Annotated in this window: 18 protein-coding genes; 11 read left to right on the top strand and 7 right to left on the bottom strand. The window is 47.3% G+C overall.

Translation table 11 applies throughout. From position 1 onward, the window contains the following. Positions 1–26 precede the first annotated feature (26 nt). From IC612_RS04440 to katG, 4 genes are all read right to left on the bottom strand, one after another. Positions 27–446 (bottom strand): hypothetical protein, encoded by a 420-nt coding sequence (locus IC612_RS04440; protein WP_194738970.1) that lies wholly within the window; start codon positions 444–446, stop codon positions 27–29. Positions 447–544: 98 nt separating this feature from the next. Beyond that, positions 545–964 carry a hypothetical protein gene (locus tag IC612_RS04435; protein WP_194738969.1) on the bottom strand — a complete coding sequence of 140 codons (420 nt, stop codon included), beginning with the start codon at positions 962–964 and terminating at the stop codon, positions 545–547. Between the two features lie 163 nt (positions 965–1,127). Beyond that, on the bottom strand, positions 1,128–1,760 hold the full coding sequence (locus IC612_RS04430) for an NAD(P)H-dependent oxidoreductase (protein WP_194738968.1): 633 nt from the start codon (positions 1,758–1,760) through the stop codon (positions 1,128–1,130). 158 nt (positions 1,761–1,918) lie between these two features. Continuing rightward, complete coding sequence (gene katG / locus IC612_RS04425; RefSeq protein WP_262892249.1) at positions 1,919–4,351, bottom strand: catalase/peroxidase HPI; 2,433 nt, start codon at positions 4,349–4,351, stop codon at positions 1,919–1,921. Between the two features lie 349 nt (positions 4,352–4,700). Between katG and IC612_RS04420 the strand changes: the two genes are divergently transcribed. Together IC612_RS04420 and IC612_RS04415 are read left to right on the top strand one after the other, a co-directional pair. Continuing rightward, complete coding sequence (locus IC612_RS04420; RefSeq protein WP_194738967.1) at positions 4,701–6,797, top strand: type IA DNA topoisomerase; 2,097 nt, start codon at positions 4,701–4,703, stop codon at positions 6,795–6,797. Positions 6,798–6,906: 109 nt separating this feature from the next. Beyond that, positions 6,907–7,407 carry an FKBP-type peptidyl-prolyl cis-trans isomerase gene (locus IC612_RS04415; protein ID WP_194738966.1) on the top strand — a complete coding sequence of 167 codons (501 nt, stop codon included), beginning with the start codon at positions 6,907–6,909 and terminating at the stop codon, positions 7,405–7,407. A 323-nt stretch (positions 7,408–7,730) separates the two neighbouring features. On the opposite strand, the gene IC612_RS04410 is transcribed toward IC612_RS04415, so the two are convergent. The 3 genes from IC612_RS04410 to IC612_RS04400 are packed head-to-tail and all read right to left on the bottom strand — an operon-like array spanning position 7,731 to position 9,274. Further along, complete coding sequence (locus IC612_RS04410; RefSeq protein WP_194738965.1) at positions 7,731–8,228, bottom strand: DUF6691 family protein; 498 nt, start codon at positions 8,226–8,228, stop codon at positions 7,731–7,733. Position 8,229: 1 nt separating this feature from the next. Continuing rightward, a complete protein-coding gene (locus IC612_RS04405; protein ID WP_194739050.1) occupies positions 8,230–8,793 on the bottom strand; it encodes a YeeE/YedE family protein in 564 nt (187 codons plus the stop codon). Positions 8,794–8,851: 58 nt separating this feature from the next. Next, positions 8,852–9,274: a hypothetical protein gene (locus IC612_RS04400; RefSeq protein WP_194738964.1), complete on the bottom strand. Its 423-nt coding sequence runs from the start codon at positions 9,272–9,274 to the stop codon at positions 8,852–8,854. A gap of 156 nt (positions 9,275–9,430) precedes the next feature. Here IC612_RS04400 and IC612_RS04395 point away from each other — a divergent pair, with 156 nt between their 5' ends. From IC612_RS04395 to IC612_RS04355, 9 genes are all read left to right on the top strand, one after another. Further along, positions 9,431–9,895, top strand: a complete 465-nt coding sequence (locus tag IC612_RS04395) for an RrF2 family transcriptional regulator (protein WP_194738963.1) — start codon at positions 9,431–9,433, stop codon at positions 9,893–9,895. Between the two features lie 10 nt (positions 9,896–9,905). Next, entirely contained in the window at positions 9,906–10,832 is a 927-nt protein-coding gene (locus IC612_RS04390) for a DUF2249 domain-containing protein (RefSeq protein WP_194738962.1), read from the top strand. A 148-nt stretch (positions 10,833–10,980) separates the two neighbouring features. After that, positions 10,981–11,469: a hemerythrin domain-containing protein gene (locus IC612_RS04385; RefSeq protein ID WP_194738961.1), complete on the top strand. Its 489-nt coding sequence runs from the start codon at positions 10,981–10,983 to the stop codon at positions 11,467–11,469. Then, the gene (locus tag IC612_RS04380) at positions 11,466–12,293 is read left to right on the top strand and encodes a DUF2249 domain-containing protein (RefSeq protein WP_194738960.1); all 828 of its coding nucleotides are present in this window, start codon (positions 11,466–11,468) and stop codon (positions 12,291–12,293) included. The genes IC612_RS04385 and IC612_RS04380 overlap by 4 nt, the downstream gene beginning before the upstream one ends. A 3-nt stretch (positions 12,294–12,296) precedes the next feature. After that, entirely contained in the window at positions 12,297–13,559 is a 1,263-nt protein-coding gene (locus tag IC612_RS04375) for a hypothetical protein (RefSeq protein WP_194738959.1), read from the top strand. Next, complete coding sequence (locus IC612_RS04370) at positions 13,556–13,885, top strand: metal-sulfur cluster assembly factor (protein WP_194738958.1); 330 nt, start codon at positions 13,556–13,558, stop codon at positions 13,883–13,885. Before IC612_RS04375 ends, IC612_RS04370 begins: the two co-directional genes overlap by 4 nt. 97 nt (positions 13,886–13,982) lie before the next feature. Continuing rightward, positions 13,983–15,017: a copper-containing nitrite reductase gene (gene nirK, locus IC612_RS04365; RefSeq protein ID WP_194738957.1), complete on the top strand. Its 1,035-nt coding sequence runs from the start codon at positions 13,983–13,985 to the stop codon at positions 15,015–15,017. A 34-nt stretch (positions 15,018–15,051) separates the two neighbouring features. Then, the gene (locus tag IC612_RS04360; protein WP_228512867.1) at positions 15,052–15,912 is read left to right on the top strand and encodes a formylglycine-generating enzyme family protein; all 861 of its coding nucleotides are present in this window, start codon (positions 15,052–15,054) and stop codon (positions 15,910–15,912) included. A 12-nt stretch (positions 15,913–15,924) separates the two neighbouring features. Further along, the gene (locus IC612_RS04355; RefSeq protein ID WP_194738956.1) at positions 15,925–16,491 is read left to right on the top strand and encodes an SCO family protein; all 567 of its coding nucleotides are present in this window, start codon (positions 15,925–15,927) and stop codon (positions 16,489–16,491) included. Positions 16,492–16,498 lie beyond the last annotated feature (7 nt).

Here is a 16,498-nt window from a genome sequence, read left to right as displayed (position 1 = left end):
AAAACAAAGGTATCAAAATTAAGGGGTTATTTTTGATTCTCTGAAATCTCGTTTAAAATCAAGATTCCACTCATTACTATATTTTTTTCTGTATCTGTCTTAAGCGGTTTATACTGGTCCCAGTCCATAAAAAACAGCTTCATTTTAGGATCGTAGTCCAGAGAAACTTTCCGATCAGGGGAAAGATGCATAATAAGAAGCGACATAAACTCTTTGCTTCTTCTAAAAACAAATTTTTCTCTTCGCACAAGCGTCCCGTTTTTTTCCAGTCGGTACTCTCCCACCAGTGCCGTGGTGGTCTGTAATTTCCCAAAGGACCTAAGCTGGGATTTCTCTTCTTTCACATCGGAAACAGTCACCTTATAGGGGCCCTTGGAAAGGGACTGTGCACTTAGCGTTACACTTAAGAGAAAAAAAGTAAAGAGCTGAAAGATTTTCTGGTTCATACTATTTAATTTTATTGTTCGTAGCAAGAGGCTGTCCAACACACCAGTGATTTTATCGCGCTCTGGGATCCGCCGTCAAAGGCGCAACTAGAAAATCCTTAATAGCCTTTTTCCCAATCCATAATAACGATAAGAATTCCGCTTAGGATCAGATCCTTGTCCGATCCAAACTTTAGAACTTTTACCTCATTATCGTATAGAGCGAATGTTTTGTCCTTTTTGTTATAGAACATGCTCTCCCCAGTCTGGTCCGTCAGACTCACATTAAGCATCGGCTCCCCTTGGGAGTTCTTCAAAAAGTAAAATTTTTGGCTCTTTAAAACCTGACCGTTTTTCTCTACCCGGTAGTTCCCCGTGGTCTCCGAGATTTTTATTTTCTCTCCCCACGATACCGTCTCGCTATTCTTTTCCGAGAGGTTGGAGAGGGTTACTTTGTAGGCGCCACTGGTAAGGGTTTGCGCACTTAAGGCAATGGTACCCAGTAAGAAAAGACTAAGGAAGTGTATTTTTTTGTACATAGCAATTGAATTAATCCGTAAATATAAGTAATGCTCTACAAATGTTAACCTATTGATTTTTAATACAAAGTGCAGCAGAAAAAGAGCAAAAAAAAAGCGCCCCGGAAAGAAAATCTTCCAGGGCGCCGGATTGAAAATACAAACCTACAGATGCACTATAGAGTTACTTTTTGATGATAAGCTCTTCCATTGGAATGCGGACCTTTTTCATAGAAGAAAGCCAGTCGTTTTTCTCATCTCTATATCCTAAATACAAAAGGGTAACGCTTTTAAGTCCTAGAGCGCGCAGGCCTAGGATATCATCGACTTTCTCTGGGGAAAACCCCTCTGCAGGAGTGGAGTCCACTTTAAGTTCTGCGGCCTGTGCCATGGCAAGTCCCAGAGCGATATAACTCTGGCGCGCAGCATGTTCAAAATGCTGCTGGGCACTTTGCGAGGCGTAGAGTTTTTTGAGCTGGTCGGTATAGGAACCAAATCGTCCTTGAGGCAGATCCCTTTCCTTAGTATGGTAGTCGTATACGGTATCAATTTTCTCGTCGCTGTAGCTCTCCCAAGCAGCAAATACAAGTACGTGGGAACAGTCGCGCATCACCTCAGGGTTCAAAGCCCCTGCCACCATCTGCTCCTTGAGCTGCTGGTCCTTAACCACCACTACTCTAAAAGGCTGAAGTCCTGAGGAAGTCGGCGCAAGACGTACCGCTTCGAGTATCTTTTCTATGTTTTCCTCAGAGACTTTCTTCTCCGGTTGGTAGGCCTTCACAGCGTGACGCCACTTCAAATTATCAATTAATGCCATAAGGGTCGTTTTTTAAAATTAGGGGGCAAAAATACGAAGGACCCTGCCTTTTTCCAATCCACCGTCTCTGTTGCAACTATTGAAAAATACAATGAAAAAAACCGTACAAAAAAGACCCTTCTTTAGAGGAAGGGCCTTTGAAAAATGGTACGGTATTTTTAATTCAGGTCATACCGATCACTGTTCATAACCTTGGTCCAGGCTGCAACGAAATCACGTACAAATTTCTCTTTATTATCGTCCTGAGCGTAGAGTTCGGCGTAGGAGCGCAGTATCGAGTTGCTTCCAAAGACCAAATCCACCCGGGTTGCGGAGAATTTCTTTTCCCCGGTCTCCCGATCCACTATATCGTAGAGGTTTTCTGCCACCGGATTCCAGGAATATTTCATATCGGTAAGGTGCACAAAGAAATCATTGGATAGGATACCAGGTCGCTCGGTAAACACCCCGTGCCTAGAATGGGCAAAATTGGTATCTAGTACGCGCATTCCTCCAATTAGCACGGTCATTTCCACCGGAGTAAGACCCATGAGCTGCGTGCGGTCCAGCATCATTTCCTCAGGGGTTACCACATAATCCCGTTTCTGGTAGTTTCGGTACGCATCGTGAAGAGGTTCCAAATCGGCAAAGGATTCCTGGTCGGTCTGTTCCTGGAGGGCATCGCCACGTCCCGGATAGAAAGGCACGTTAATGTCCACTCCTGCAGCGCGGGAGGCCTTCTCGACCGCAGCACTCCCTGCAAGTACGATAAGGTCTGCCAGAGACACTTTCTTCTCCAGCCCCGCCTGGAAATCCTCCAGGGTAGAGAGCACCCTTTGCAGCCTTTCCGGCTCATTGGCCTCCCAATCCTTTTGTGGAGCAAGACGTATGCGCGCTCCGTTGGCTCCTCCGCGGTAGTCGGAGCCCCGGAAGGTTCGGGCACTGTCCCAGGCGGTAGCAATAAGTTCACGGTCCTGAAGTCCCAGATTTAGGAGTTTGTCCTTAAGGTCTCGTATTTCCTCCTGTGAAAGCGTATAATCTACTGTAGGTATTGGATCCTGCCACAAAAGATCTTCCGTAGGAGCGTCTGCACCCAAGTACCTACTCTTAGGTCCTAGATCCCGGTGGGTCAGTTTAAACCACGCGCGGGCAAATGTTTGAGAGAAATAGTCAAAATCCTGGTAGAAGCGCTCGATGATCTTGCGGTATCCAGGATCCATCTTTAAGGCCATATCGGCATCGGTCATCATGGGGTTACGTCTGATGCCCGGGATATGGGCATCGAGTGGTTTTAGATGTTCCGGCAGATTAACCGGTTCCCACTGTTTTGCTCCGGCCGGAGAAGTGGTTAGCTCCCAGTCGTAATTTAAAAGGAGTTCCAGATATTCATTATCCCAGCGTGTAGGGTGCGTAGTCCAGGCACCTTCCAGTCCGGAAGTCACCGTATCCTCACTATGCCCTTTCCCTTTAGGGTTGATCCAACCCATGCCCTGGTGCTCCAGCGGTGCTTCCTCGGGATCTCCTCCCAGCAGGCTGGCATCCCCGTTTCCGTGGCATTTCCCAACGGTGTGGCCTCCCACGGTAAGGGCTGCCGTTTCTTCGTCGTTCATAGCCATACGCGCAAAGGTCACCCGAAGATCCTGGGCCGTGCGCAGCGGGTCGGGATTTCCGTCCACCCCTTCCGGGTTGACGTAGATAAGTCCCATCATTACTGCGGCCAGTGGATTCTCCAGGTCTCTTTCCCCAGAATAGCGGCTTCCTTCACTGCCGGTAGGTGCAAGCCACTCTTTTTCACTGCCCCAGTATACATCTTTCTCCGGATGCCAGATATCCTCTCTTCCACCAGAGAAACCAAAGGTCTTTAGGCCCATGGATTCGTAAGCCATGTTCCCGGCCAGGATCATTAGATCCGCCCAGGAGAGTTTGTTGCCGTATTTTTTCTTGATAGGCCACAGTAGCCTACGTGCTTTGTCCAGGTTGGCATTGTCTGGCCAGGAATTAAGTGGGGCAAATCGTTGGTTTCCCGTATTGCTTCCTCCCCTGCCGTCGGCTACCCTGTAGGTCCCTGCCGAGTGCCACGCCATGCGGATCATCAGTCCTCCGTAGTGCCCCCAGTCTGCAGGCCAGTAGGACTTGCTGTCGGTCATAAGGTCTTTAAGGTCCTGCTTGACTGCTTCCAGGTCGAGTTTCTTGAATTCTTCGCGGTAGTTGAAATCCTCACCCATAGGGTTGGTTTTCCGGTCGTGTTGGGAGAGAATGTCCAGGTTGAGTGCTTTGGGCCACCAGCTCATCACATTCTGACCCTCGGCGCTGTTGGCCCCGTGCATTACCGGACATTTTGAGCCGCCAGTACTAAGCTGTGCGCCGGGAGTGGAGATAGGATTCTCTTCGTTTTGTGAGTGGATGGTTTCTCCTTGCGTAGGATCGTTCTTTATGGGCGCATTCTCAAGATCCATAGCCTCCTGGGCTCCCTTGTCGTCTTTCTGCGGATCGCCATTTCCCGCTACGGTTTGTCCCTGCTCTTGTTTGGAACCCTCTAAATGGTGGGACCCTTCCGGGCCCTGGCCTGCTTTCCCATGATGGAAAGGACAGCCGCCTTCTGAATTTGTCATATGATAAAGTTTTAGTCAAATTTAAACGGAATTGCGTACGGGGAATCTATAATGCTAATGAGTAAAATGAAAACATAAAATAGATTTCATTTATCGAACTCTAATTAATAAATATTTAATGTCTATTAAGTGTAGAATGTTTTTTTACTCTTCTCACTTAAGTTACGTACCCACACACTACACTACACATTCAAAGAGTAGATAAGTAACCTTCAAATCCTTAGGCTCTTAAAGATACAAAATAATATCCAACGCTAGCGGACGCATCCTAAGAAAATTCCTTGGTGGGACGTAGGTGCTTTGCTTCGGGCCGGAAAAATAAATTAACTTTGTCCGCTTAGCTTTCTCTATGATTCTCTGTATAGCCGAAAAGCCCAGTGTGGCGCGTGATATTGCAAAGGTGCTAGGGGCCAACACCTCTAAACAGGGGTATATGGAAGGTGGTGGTTACATCGTAAGCTGGACCTACGGCCATTTGTGTACCTTAAAAGAGCCTCACGACTACGGCGCGCATCTGAAAAGTTGGGATACGTACCTACTTCCCATCATACCCGAAAAATTTGGCATTAAACTCATCGACAGTCCGTCGGTGAAAAAGCAGTTTGAGGTACTTTGCACACTTATTCAAAATGCCACTGAGGTAGTAAATTGCGGGGATGCCGGCCAGGAGGGGGAGCTGATCCAGCGCTGGGTTTTACAAAAAGCCCGGTGCAAGGTACCAATCAAAAGACTATGGATCTCCTCCCTTACTAGGGAAGCAATAAAGAAAGGGTTTGAAAACCTTCAGGACTCCGAGAAATACGACGCGCTCTACCAAGCAGGCCAGGCCCGGGCCATTGGGGATTGGCTTCTGGGAATCAATGCCACACGACTTTATACCAAGAAATTTGGGCAGGGAAAATCACTTCTCTCCATTGGACGTGTACAGACTCCTACCCTTGCTATGATCGTAGAGCGTTATAAGGAAATACAGGCCTTTGACAGCACCATCTATTTTGAGCTGAAAACCCTGTACCGGGGCGTGGAATTTTTAGCGCAGATTGAGCGCCTAACTTCTAAAGAAAAAGCGGAGAAAGGGAAGGAGTACCTTAGGCAAAAACCCCTTGAGATTGTGGATTTTGAACGTAAACCGACCTTGGAGCATGCACCGCGGCTTTTTGACCTTACCTCCCTGCAGGTCGAGGCCAACCGCAGATGGGGGTATTCCGCGGAAAAAACCTTAAAACTTATACAAAGTCTCTACGAGAAAAAACACACAACCTACCCGCGTGTGGATACCACCTACCTTCCGGAGGCCATGTACGAGCAAATGCCCGAGCTGCTTGCCTCGCTTACTCCATACAGAAAATGGGTAGAGGGACTGCCCGAGGGACCTTTAGCAAAATCCCCCCAGGTCTTTGACGATAAGAAAGTAACGGACCACCATGCCATCATACCCACCAACCAGCTCCCTTCCAGTAGCCTTGGGACAGAGGAAAAACTCGTGTACGATTTGGTAGTTAGAAGGCTAATCTCTGTCTTCTACCCACCCAGCAAATTCTCAGTGACTACGGCCCTTGCACGGGTGGGAACCATTGACTTTAAGGCCACCGGCCGAGAGACTCTGGAACTGGGTTGGCGCGTGGTTTATTCCCAGGATAATAAACCTACAAAGAGCGATGAGGAAAGTAAGGAGAAACAGCTTCCCCAAATGCAGAAAGCAGAACAAGGTTCCCACGAGCCTTTCATCCACCAGGGAAAAACGTCGCCGCCTAAATACTTTACCGAAGCCTCCCTGCTGCGGTCCATGGAAACGGCCGGAAAGCTTGTGGAAGACGAGGCCCTTCGTGAAGCCATGAAAGCCAGTGGCATTGGACGGCCCTCCACTCGCGCTAATATTATTGAGACGCTTTTCAAAAGAGGCTATATAGAGCGAAAGAAAAAGAACATACTGCCTACAGCCACCGGCATTGCCTTGGTGGATACCATTGAAAACGAACTTTTGAAAAGTCCGGAACTTACCGGTGCCTGGGAATTCAAACTCCGGGAAATTGAAAAAGGAAATTACCGTCCCGAACAGTTCCGAAAGGAACTCAGTGGGATGGTAAGTGAACTTGTCCGCGAGGTGCTTTCCAAAAAAGCCACAGTCATCCAACTGCCCGCAGACCCTAAAGCACTTGCATCGGAAGAAAAACCTAAGGAAAAGCACCAGGCTTCTCCGCCCCTGTGCCCTCGATGCAAAGTAGCACTTAGGGAAGGGAAAACAGCTCTTGGATGCCCTAACTACCAGACCTGTGGATTTAAGATCGATTTCGTGCAGTGGGGAAAGAAACTCTCCTTAACGCAGCTTTACCAATTGGTAGATAAAGGCAAGACCGGCCGTTTGAAAGGATTCGACGGCACCTTCGAAGGTAAAACCCAGGGCGTGGTGGTATTAAGTGATTCCGGAGATACCACTTTGAAGTAGCCGCGGGGTGCTACCTGGGCACTAAATTTCAAATCACTACCTTTGGCCTCTGGCCAGTAAGGACCAGAACCAAACAATCGGGACGCGGTCCCACAACACTTTATTAAAAATGACAGTAGAGAAAAACCAGGTAGTAACCTTAAGCTACACCCTTAATTCCCTTGACAGTGAGGGAAACAAAACGCTAATTGAAGAAACCAACCAGGACAATGCGCTGAGCTTCCTGTACGGAGCAGGTATGATGATACCTAAGTTTGAAGAAGAGATCAGTGGACTAAGTGCTGGCGATAAAAAAAGCTTCGTTATTCTCCCAGACGAAGGCTACGGAGAGATCAACCAAAATGCCGTAACGGCCCTTCCAATGGATATGTTTAAGGAGTCTGGAGAGCCACCAGTAGGTGCAGTTCTTCCACTTCAAGACCAGAACGGAAACCAACTGCACGGAGTAGTAACGGCCGTAGAAGCAGACCAGGTACTTGTGGATCTGAACCACCCAATGGCAGGCAAGACCCTGGCTTTTGACATCGAGATTCTCGCTTTAAGAGAGGCTACCGAGGAGGAACTTGCCCATGGTCATGCCCATGGGGCCGACGGGCATGGAGCGCACTAAGGACTAGAGCGCCTTTAAATGCACGCAGCACCAGAGAATAAAATAATAAAAGACCGTCTTAATTGAAAAATTAAGGCGGTCTTTTACTTTACTAGGAAGGAGGTATGTACTATTTGATTCCTGGCCCTAGACTTTTCGTAATAGTCATCGGATGGATTTAGTACAGCCGGAAGCCAGAAGAGTATGCATCGATGAGTGCAGCGTACCACAACCGATGTACTACGTATTAATTTCCTTTTAAAGGTAGGTTGGTAGAATCTTACCTGTTGCTCTCAAGTTTAATTATGCTATTAACTTTATGACCTTTTTGGACCTGACTATTTTTAATGCGGTAGCTTTTCCCTTATAAATCCGTAAAACCAGGTCCCAAATACAGCGCTCAGAAGCGTCACCACCACTGCCAGTGCACCCGTTCCGATCTGGGCAAACAATGGGCCGGGACAGGCGCCAGTCATGGCCCAGCCCAAACCAAAAAGAAGACCTCCATAGATCTGTCCTTTATGGAATCGTTTATCAGCAATGGCTATGGGTTCTCCACCAAGTGTACGTATCCCCAGCCTTTTTATCACTTGTATGGAGAGTAGTGCTACTAGAATAGCACTGGAAATGATACCGTACATATGAAAAGACTCAAGACGGAACATTTCCTGGATTCGGAACCAACTGACCACTTCGGACTTGACAAACACAATTCCAAAGAAGATTCCCACCAGTAGGTACTTAAGATTCTGGTACCAAGGCTGAGTCGTAGTACTAGAATTTTCATTTTCCGATTTCTGGGCCGGGGAAGAATAGGCAAATGAAGAAGGTTGGTTTTTCATACTAGAGTCTTAGAATTATTGGTAGAATAAAATTGGCCATAAGGAAACCTCCGGCCATAAAACACACGGTAGCTACAAGGGACGGCCACTGCAAATTGGCGATTCCCATAATGGAATGTCCACTGGTACACCCTCCTGCGTACCGGGTCCCAAAGCCCACCAAAAAACCTCCCACTACCATGAGTAGAAACCCGCGCAGGGTAAATAAGGATTCGAAGCTCATTAGGTCTTGCGGCACCAGATTACCAAAGGAGTGGACTCCTACCTGGGCAAGATCCTGTTTGAGGTCAGGATGCACCACTACCTCTGCATCCGGCATAAGAAGCCATGCAGAAAGAACCCCACCTAGAAAAATGCCTGCTACAAAGAACAGGTTCCATACTTCCTTTTTCCAGTTGTAGGAAAAAAAAGGAAGGTTCGAGGGAAAACAGCTGGCACATATATGGCGCAGCGAAGAGGATATACCAAAGGATTTATTTCCTAGAATAAGCAGCAGTGGTACGGTAAGTCCAATGAGCGGACCTGCCACATACCAGGGCCAAGGCTTTAAAAAAAAGTCTAACATAATCATTGAAAAATGGGTTGAATTCTTGCCTTTAGTGAAATCACTTAGATAGCGCCTTCTACTTGCCTGAGATTTCTTTTTTGTACGTGTCTATAAAGAGTCTTTCCAATTGATCCAAGATCACCTGGTGGGACTCCTTACTTTGGTCCACTACCTCTACCGCCGAGCCCCTATGAATTTTGGTCTGGGATAGAGAAACCACATGGCCTTCCTTAAGAAAATCGTGTCGAAGTCGCGTGCGAATTTCTCCGCCCTGGAACGGTAGCACTACTCCCATGTCCAGGTGGTCCTGGGCAGAAGAATTGGTGGTCATTTTGAATTTATCACTGGAAAGCACATTTAGCAGAAAGAGATCCGTCTTGGCTTTCACTAGTGCCATATCACTGTCTTGGGCATACGGAATCATGGCCCGTATGGGACTTTTCTGAGCAAAGCTAAGGATACCAAGGGCCAGGGCCCCTACGGTCATTATTTTTTTCATGAAGCAAAAATAAAGTTTTACCTCCACCCTGGAGAAAGAATTATGCCAAAGACGGCCTTGCTGTAGACAAACGTCGAAAATCAAACACATTTTAATTAGGATAAATTTGTCCTATTTAAATATTTGTATTAATTTTGCCTTCAGAAAATATACAAAGTGCTCTCCAAGACCTGCCAATATGCCTTAAGGGCAATGATTTACATCTCCAAACAGGATCCGCCCACCCGGCCGGTTCCCATAAAAGAAATTGCACGCTCGATTGACTCCCCAGAGCTTTTTATCGCAAAGATCCTTCAGGACCTCTCCCGGCAGGGCTATGTGAGTTCCAGTAAAGGTCGCTCGGGAGGTTTTTTTCTCACTGCTGCGCAGATGGAAATCTCCTTAAAGGAAATCATCATTGCCACTGATGGGGATCAGATGTTCCTAGGATGTGGCCTGGGCCTTGAGTACTGCTCGGAGAAAAGACCCTGCCCTATTCACTTCAAGTACAAGGAGGCCCGCGAGAAACTCTCCGAGGTATATGGCTCCTTTACACTACTGAATTTGCATTCCCTGGAAATGAAGGACCCATCTGCCCTTCGGCGTAGTCTTGAACCCTTACTTTTTGAAACCAACATTTAACAATAAACCCATGATAACAGCTGAACTATTAGACGTTACCTTACTGGCCCCACGCCTTAAACACCCTACGGTATTTGAATATTTTGACCGCCTGGAGGCCGGTGAGAGTTTCATGATACGCAACGACCACGATCCCAAACCGCTATACTATGAACTTATTGCCGAGCGTGGACCCATTTTCACTTGGGAGTATCTGGAAAAAGGACCGGAGTGGTACCGTGTAGAGATAAAGAAGAATGAAATTCTGCCACAGGATCCTTTAGCCACCATTCCTGGAAAAGACATAGCCAAGGCACAGATTCTTAAAGAAAAAAACGTGCAGTTTGGATGCGCCTCCGAGGAGAAAGATTCTACCCTTCCTCCGGTTAGGCCCCGCACTCAAAACTCGCCACCCACTACCTTTCAGGAACAGAGCAAATGGTCATTGGAATTTCTGTGCGACTACATCGTAGAGACCCACCACCGATTTGTAAAGGAGCGCGTGGAGCCGCTAAATGATCTAGCTCAGAAAGTGGCAGAGCACCACGGACAAACCAGCCCTCTGCTTTACCGTTTTGCGACCATGACCTACCATTTCCTTCAAGACCTTTTAGACCATCAGGTACGGGAAGAAGAAGTACTTTTCCCTATGATTAAAAAAGCAGTAGCCTACTCCAAGGACCCTTCTCAGGGTGGGGACTACGAGCCAGGCATCTTAAGCCAACCAAGAGCCCTACTGGAAGAAGAGCACCACATCGCTTTTACCGACATGGACTACCTAAAGAAGCTTTCCAATGAGTACTCAGTACCGGAAGACGCATGCAATTCCAGAAGATTAGTCTACCGACTGATGGAAGAATTCCAAGAGGACCTTCTAACCCACCTAAGACTTGAAGAGCAGGTACTCTTTCCCCGCATGATAGCGCTGGACGAGCAGAACCTTGCAAGTACAAAATAGTACCCACTGGTTTTTTACTAACTTTACTTGACCCCTACAGGGGCAGAGGAGAAGAAGGACAAATGGTAGAATGTTTGAATATAACTCCTTCTTTAGACCAATCTGCCCCAAGGGTCCAAGTATACACACCAAAAAAAATAAAAATAGTATGGAAAAAAAACCAATCAAACGCAGCGAACAGATCCAACCACTTTCCCGGGAACACCACGCAACCCTTCTTTTCTGCTGGAAAATAGAGGAAGGCGTAAAAAGAGGCATAGAAAAGGAGCGTATTGACCGCTATGCGGGGTATTTCTATCCAGAGCATGTGGTGGGGCATTTCGCCAGTGAGGAAAAACTACTTTTTACCGACCGTCAGGACCCCAAAGTCCGCACTGCGCTAATGCAGCACGAGACTATCCGCGAGTTCTTTGAAAAGATCCAGGAAGGTCGGGCCAATTTCCCTAACGATTACCTCTCTCTTGCGGCGCTTCTACGCTCCCATACACGCTATGAAGAACGGGATCTTTTCCCCCATCTGGAACAAACCCTTCCACCGGACGAGCTGGACCGTATAGGAACTATACTCAATTTAGAAGAACACACCGCAGAGGAACAGTATAACGATGAATTCTGGCGCGATGCCAAATCCCAATGAAAATAGACTCCCAAACCAAGATAAGTGACATTATTAAGGCCGATTCCCGCTCCATTGAAGCCATCGCCTCCCTTTCTAGGCCACTGGAAAAACTCCGCAATCCTTTGCTTCGCAAAATCATGGCTTCCAGGGTGCGTGTGCACGAGGCAGCAAAGATGGGTGGTGTCACTACAGAAGATTTTTTCTCCATCCTCAAACCCTTAGGTTTTATCCCCGAGGAAAAAGAAAGCGAGCAAGAGCAGACCAATTTGACGTATCCAGACTGGCTTGATAATACCGCACCGGAGGCCATGACGGTTCTGGACGTTCGCAAGATGATGGACGAGGGAACCGAACCACTCAAGATAATTCTAGCTTCCTTTAAAAATGTGCCCGAAGGTCAGGTTCTTCGACTAGTGACCACTTTTGTACCTACACCCCTGATTCGGCTACTTTCAGAGCATAAGGCCAAAGAACACTTTGTGGAACCCAAAGGACCCGAGCTCTACTTCACGTACTTCCTTAAAGCAGGAAAAGATTCTACCCTAGAGCAGGAAGAATCTCTTGATGCGACGAGCATAGAGCAGGCCGACTTTTCCACGGTGCTCGAACACTGGAAAGAAAAAGCCATAGAGTATTTGGATGTACGAGCCATGGAAATGCCGCTTCCCATGCAGACTATTCTAGAGACTTTAGCTACTCTTAAGAGGGGCACTGCCCTTCTAGTGGCGCACAAGCGGGTGCCTGTATATTTATTAGAAGAACTCCAGGACAGGGAATTTACTGTACTTATCCGAGAGAACAGCCCTACCGATGTGGAATTACTAATCTACCACCGCAGCTAAACTATGGCCCAACTCTCCGTAGGAAAAGCGCCGTCCAACTTGGCCACGCTCCCATTCTATGCAGCAGGGGCGCTGTTTTTCCTGCTCCTTACATTCGTCTTGCTGCTTAAAAGCGATATGCTCCTTGGCCATCACTTTCAAGGCCCCGTTCTGGCCATGGTACATCTGGCCGCCCTGGGTTGGGGCACGATGGTTATTTACGGAGCAGGACACCAACTCCTTCCTGTACTTTGCGAGAGAAACCTGTACAGTGAGAAACTCGCTGTGCTAAGCTTTGTGCTTCTAACGGCGGGCGTACTCATTCTCTCTGTAGCTTTCTGGTTCTTGCACTTTGGTACTGCTACCCTAGTGGGCGGCAGCCTGGTTTTTCTATCCAGTATTATCTTTTTAATCAACAGCATTGCAACGGCTTTCCCCTTTAGAAAAGGAGCCTACGAGCGGCTCTTTCTTATAAGTGCCCCCCTGTGGCTGGTATTTACCACCGGCTTTGGACTGCTTTTAGTATGGAATCTGCACTCCCCAATTTTTGATGCTTCCCATCTCCATCTTCTGAAATTTCATGCGCACGCAGGACTTGCGGGATGGTTTCTTCAGCTCATTACGGGCGTGAGTTCCAAACTGGTACCGATGTTTCTACTGGGTAAATCCAGTAAAACCTATCTTTTGAAATGGGCATGGATACTTCAGAACTTAGGACTAATACTCTTTATGGTACTGGGTCTTACTCTAGGTACTACCACCATTCTTTTCTTGTCACTGTTATTAGTATTTTCAGGCACCCTTCTATGGCTACTGCTGCTGCGTGATGTATTTACCTCACGCCTTAGAAAACGAATAGAGCCGCTGATGAGAAACGTCGCATTTTCCTTTCTTTTTCTACTTCTAAGCTTTGCTATGGCAGGGATCCTACTGTTTTATGCATCCACGGAGCTAGTTTCTCTTTACGGTACCTTGCTTTTTATGGGTTGGATCAGCGGCATTATCCTTGCAAAAACCTTCAAGACTTTACCTTTCATCATTTGGAACACCCACTACAAGTCTTTCGCAGGAAAAAAAAGAACGCCTATGCCTAAAGACCTGTTCAGTGAAAAACTCGCCCGTATCCAGCTCTACCTCTACGCCTTTGCCATGGTACTTATGGCCCTGGGCCTACTTCTAAGCACTGCACCACTTCTTACACTAAGCGCTGGCCTATGGGTCGTGCTCGCCCTTTTATACTGCTACCAGGTTTTTAAGCTCCTGGGACATAAAAACACACTACTATGAAAGTATTTGATTTCAATAAAGACAGCGACCTCCAATTGCGCGCCATGGAGGCCCTAATGGAAGTAATCGACCCGGAAATGATGGTCAACATCGTGGATCTGGGACTGATTTATCAAGTAGATTTTTTAGAAGACGGCCGCTTGTATTTGGTAATGACCCTCACCTCCCAGTTCTGCCCTATGGGTGATGCCATTCAGACCGGGGCGCGCAACGCTCTGGAGCACGCTTTCCCTGACCGCACCGTAGAGATTGAACTACGATTTGATCCGCCCTGGAGCTACGATCTGATTTCACCAGAGGGACTCGAGCAACTACGCAACCGGTAACTGCACGTCACTTGAAGCAAAACATGACATTTGTCATAAAGAAGGATTTGCAAGTTTGATGTAAAATAGGATAAATTTGTCCTATTAAAATAAGACAATGAAAAAGCACATTCTACTTCTGACTTCACTGGCCGCTTTAGCTATCGGCTGTAAAGAAAATCCAACCGCTTCCTCCCAGCCTACGGCCAAAGACAATATGGCCATAGAAATCAGCTCTGAGGTACAGAACCAAAAAATTACCAACCCGCCTACGGTTCCTGCAGCCGTTGGAGACCGTAAAGCCCAAAAGGTGGTGGTCCATCTGGAAGCCACCGAAATAGAAGGCGAACTTGCCGACGGGGTAACCTATAAATTCTGGACTTTTAACAATACGGTACCGGGAACTTTCATCCGAGTACGTGTAGGGGACGAAGTGGAGCTACATCTCAAGAATGCCAGCAACAGTGTGATGCCACACAACATTGACCTGCATGCTGTAAACGGTCCCGGCGGAGGTGCCGAGGCTACCAACGTAGCGCCAGGCAAGACTGCTATCTTTAACTTTAAGGCACTTAACCCTGGGCTGTACGTGTACCACTGCGCGGCCGCACCTGTGCCAATGCATATTGCCAACGGTATGTACGGACTTATTCTGGTAGAACCGGAAGGTGGACTGGAGAAGGTGGACCGTGAGTACTATATCATGCAGGGAGAATTCTACACCAAAGGTAAGACCGACGAAAAAGGATTCCAAGATTTTGACCAAGACAAAGGGGTGGACGAGAACCCAACCTACGTCGTATTCAACGGACGTAAGAATGCACTAATGGGTGAGAACAAACTCGAAGCCAAGGTCGGAGAAACCGTACGTCTTTACGTAGGAAACGCAGGACCAAACCTAGTATCATCCTTCCATGTGATTGGTGAGATCTTTGATAAAGTATATATTGAGGGCGGAAGCAAGATCAACACCAACGTGCAGACTACCGTTATTCCTGCAGGGGGCGCTGCCATCGTAGAATTCACTGTGGAGGAACCTGGAGACTACGTCCTTGTGGACCACTCCATCTTCCGAGCCTTCAACAAAGGAGCCATTGGAATGCTGAAAGTAACGGGAGAAAAGAATCCGAAAGTATTTCATAAAGTTCAGTAGAGAACTACTGGCAAATAATAAAGTGTTTTAAATTATGTGTTTAGAGAGAAACCCTATGAAGAGGATCCCCACTACGGTGGCCATGCTGTGGGGTTTCTTCTTTTTTTTAGTCTCCTGCTCCAAAGCAGAGACGAGCTCAGAGAGTACCCGCACACCCAGTTCTTCGCATTTGCAGGAAGAATCTATTAGTCCTAAGGTAAAAATGATTACCATCAAAGGCGATTTCTACCAACCGTTTTACGGCGAGGACAGTACACTGGTAAAGGTAGAGGATTTTCTTCTCGACGAGCGCCCGGTTACCCACGAGGAATACCTGGAATTTGTAAAGAAAAATCCACAGTGGCGCAAAAGTAATGTTCAAAGACTATTTGCAGACGACACCTATCTTCGGGACTGGCCTTCGGACTTAGCCCTTCCCAAAGGAACACATCCCGATTCTCCGGTGGTATTTGTCTCCTGGTTTGCAGCACGGGCCTACGCTAAGAGCGCGGGAAAACGGCTTCCGACCCTGGACGAATGGGAATACGTGGCTATGGCGAATGAGACGATGAAAAATGCACGCCGTGAGCCGTCCTACTCCGAGACTCTTATCAACCTCTACAACCAGAAAAACCGTGAAAAAGGCCGCGTAATGCAGAGTAAGGCCAACTACCACGGAGCGTATAACCTTTTTGATCTGGTATGGGAATGGACCGATGATTTCAACTCTATTATGACTACCAGCGACTCCCGCACTACAGAGTTTGACGACAAGGGACTCTACTGCGCGGTAGGAGCTACCTCCACTACCGATGCCTTGAACTATGCAGCCTATATGCGCTATGCCCTTCGCTCCAGTTTAAAGGCAAACTTTACGGTAGCCAACTTGGGATTTCGCTGTGCGAAAGACCTTTAAAAAAAAATCGTCATGAAAAACCTCTTACTCCTACTGACACTTTGCATTTTGGCTTTTAGCTGTAAAGAGCCGCAAAGCCAGTCTGTAGAAACTACAAGCCAAGAACAATCGCTTTATATTTTAGGATCCAAGTGGAAAAACCAGAAAAACCAAAGCGTAACACTGGATGAACTAAAGGGAAAGAATGTGGTACTTACCATGGTATTCACCTCGTGCCAGACCGCCTGCCCGGTACTGGTTGCCGACATGAAAAACATCCATTCACGGCTGGGCGCCAAAGCAAAGGAAAATACACAAATGGTACTTGTATCCATTGATCCAGAAAACGACACTCCGGAAGTTCTCTCTGCCTATGCACAGACTAACGGCCTTAATGAGGATTTTACCCTACTGGTTTCCGACAAGGAATCGATCCGCGAACTGGCCAATGTACTGGCAGTGAAATACAAAAAAATCTCCCCTATTGTCTTCTCGCACTCCAACATCATTACAGTTCTTGATAAGGAAGGTTCTATGGTGACACAAAGTGAAGGAAAAGTAGACCACGCGGCTCTAGCCATTGCGGTCAATGCATTGTAAGGACCTG

Origin of the sequence: Planobacterium oryzisoli (genome assembly GCF_015354315.1) — a bacterium.
GTDB lineage: Bacteria > Bacteroidota > Bacteroidia > Flavobacteriales > Weeksellaceae > Planobacterium_A > Planobacterium_A oryzisoli.
The sequence above is the reverse complement of the archived record's forward strand: the minus strand, read 5'-3'. Positions and strand labels throughout refer to the sequence as shown.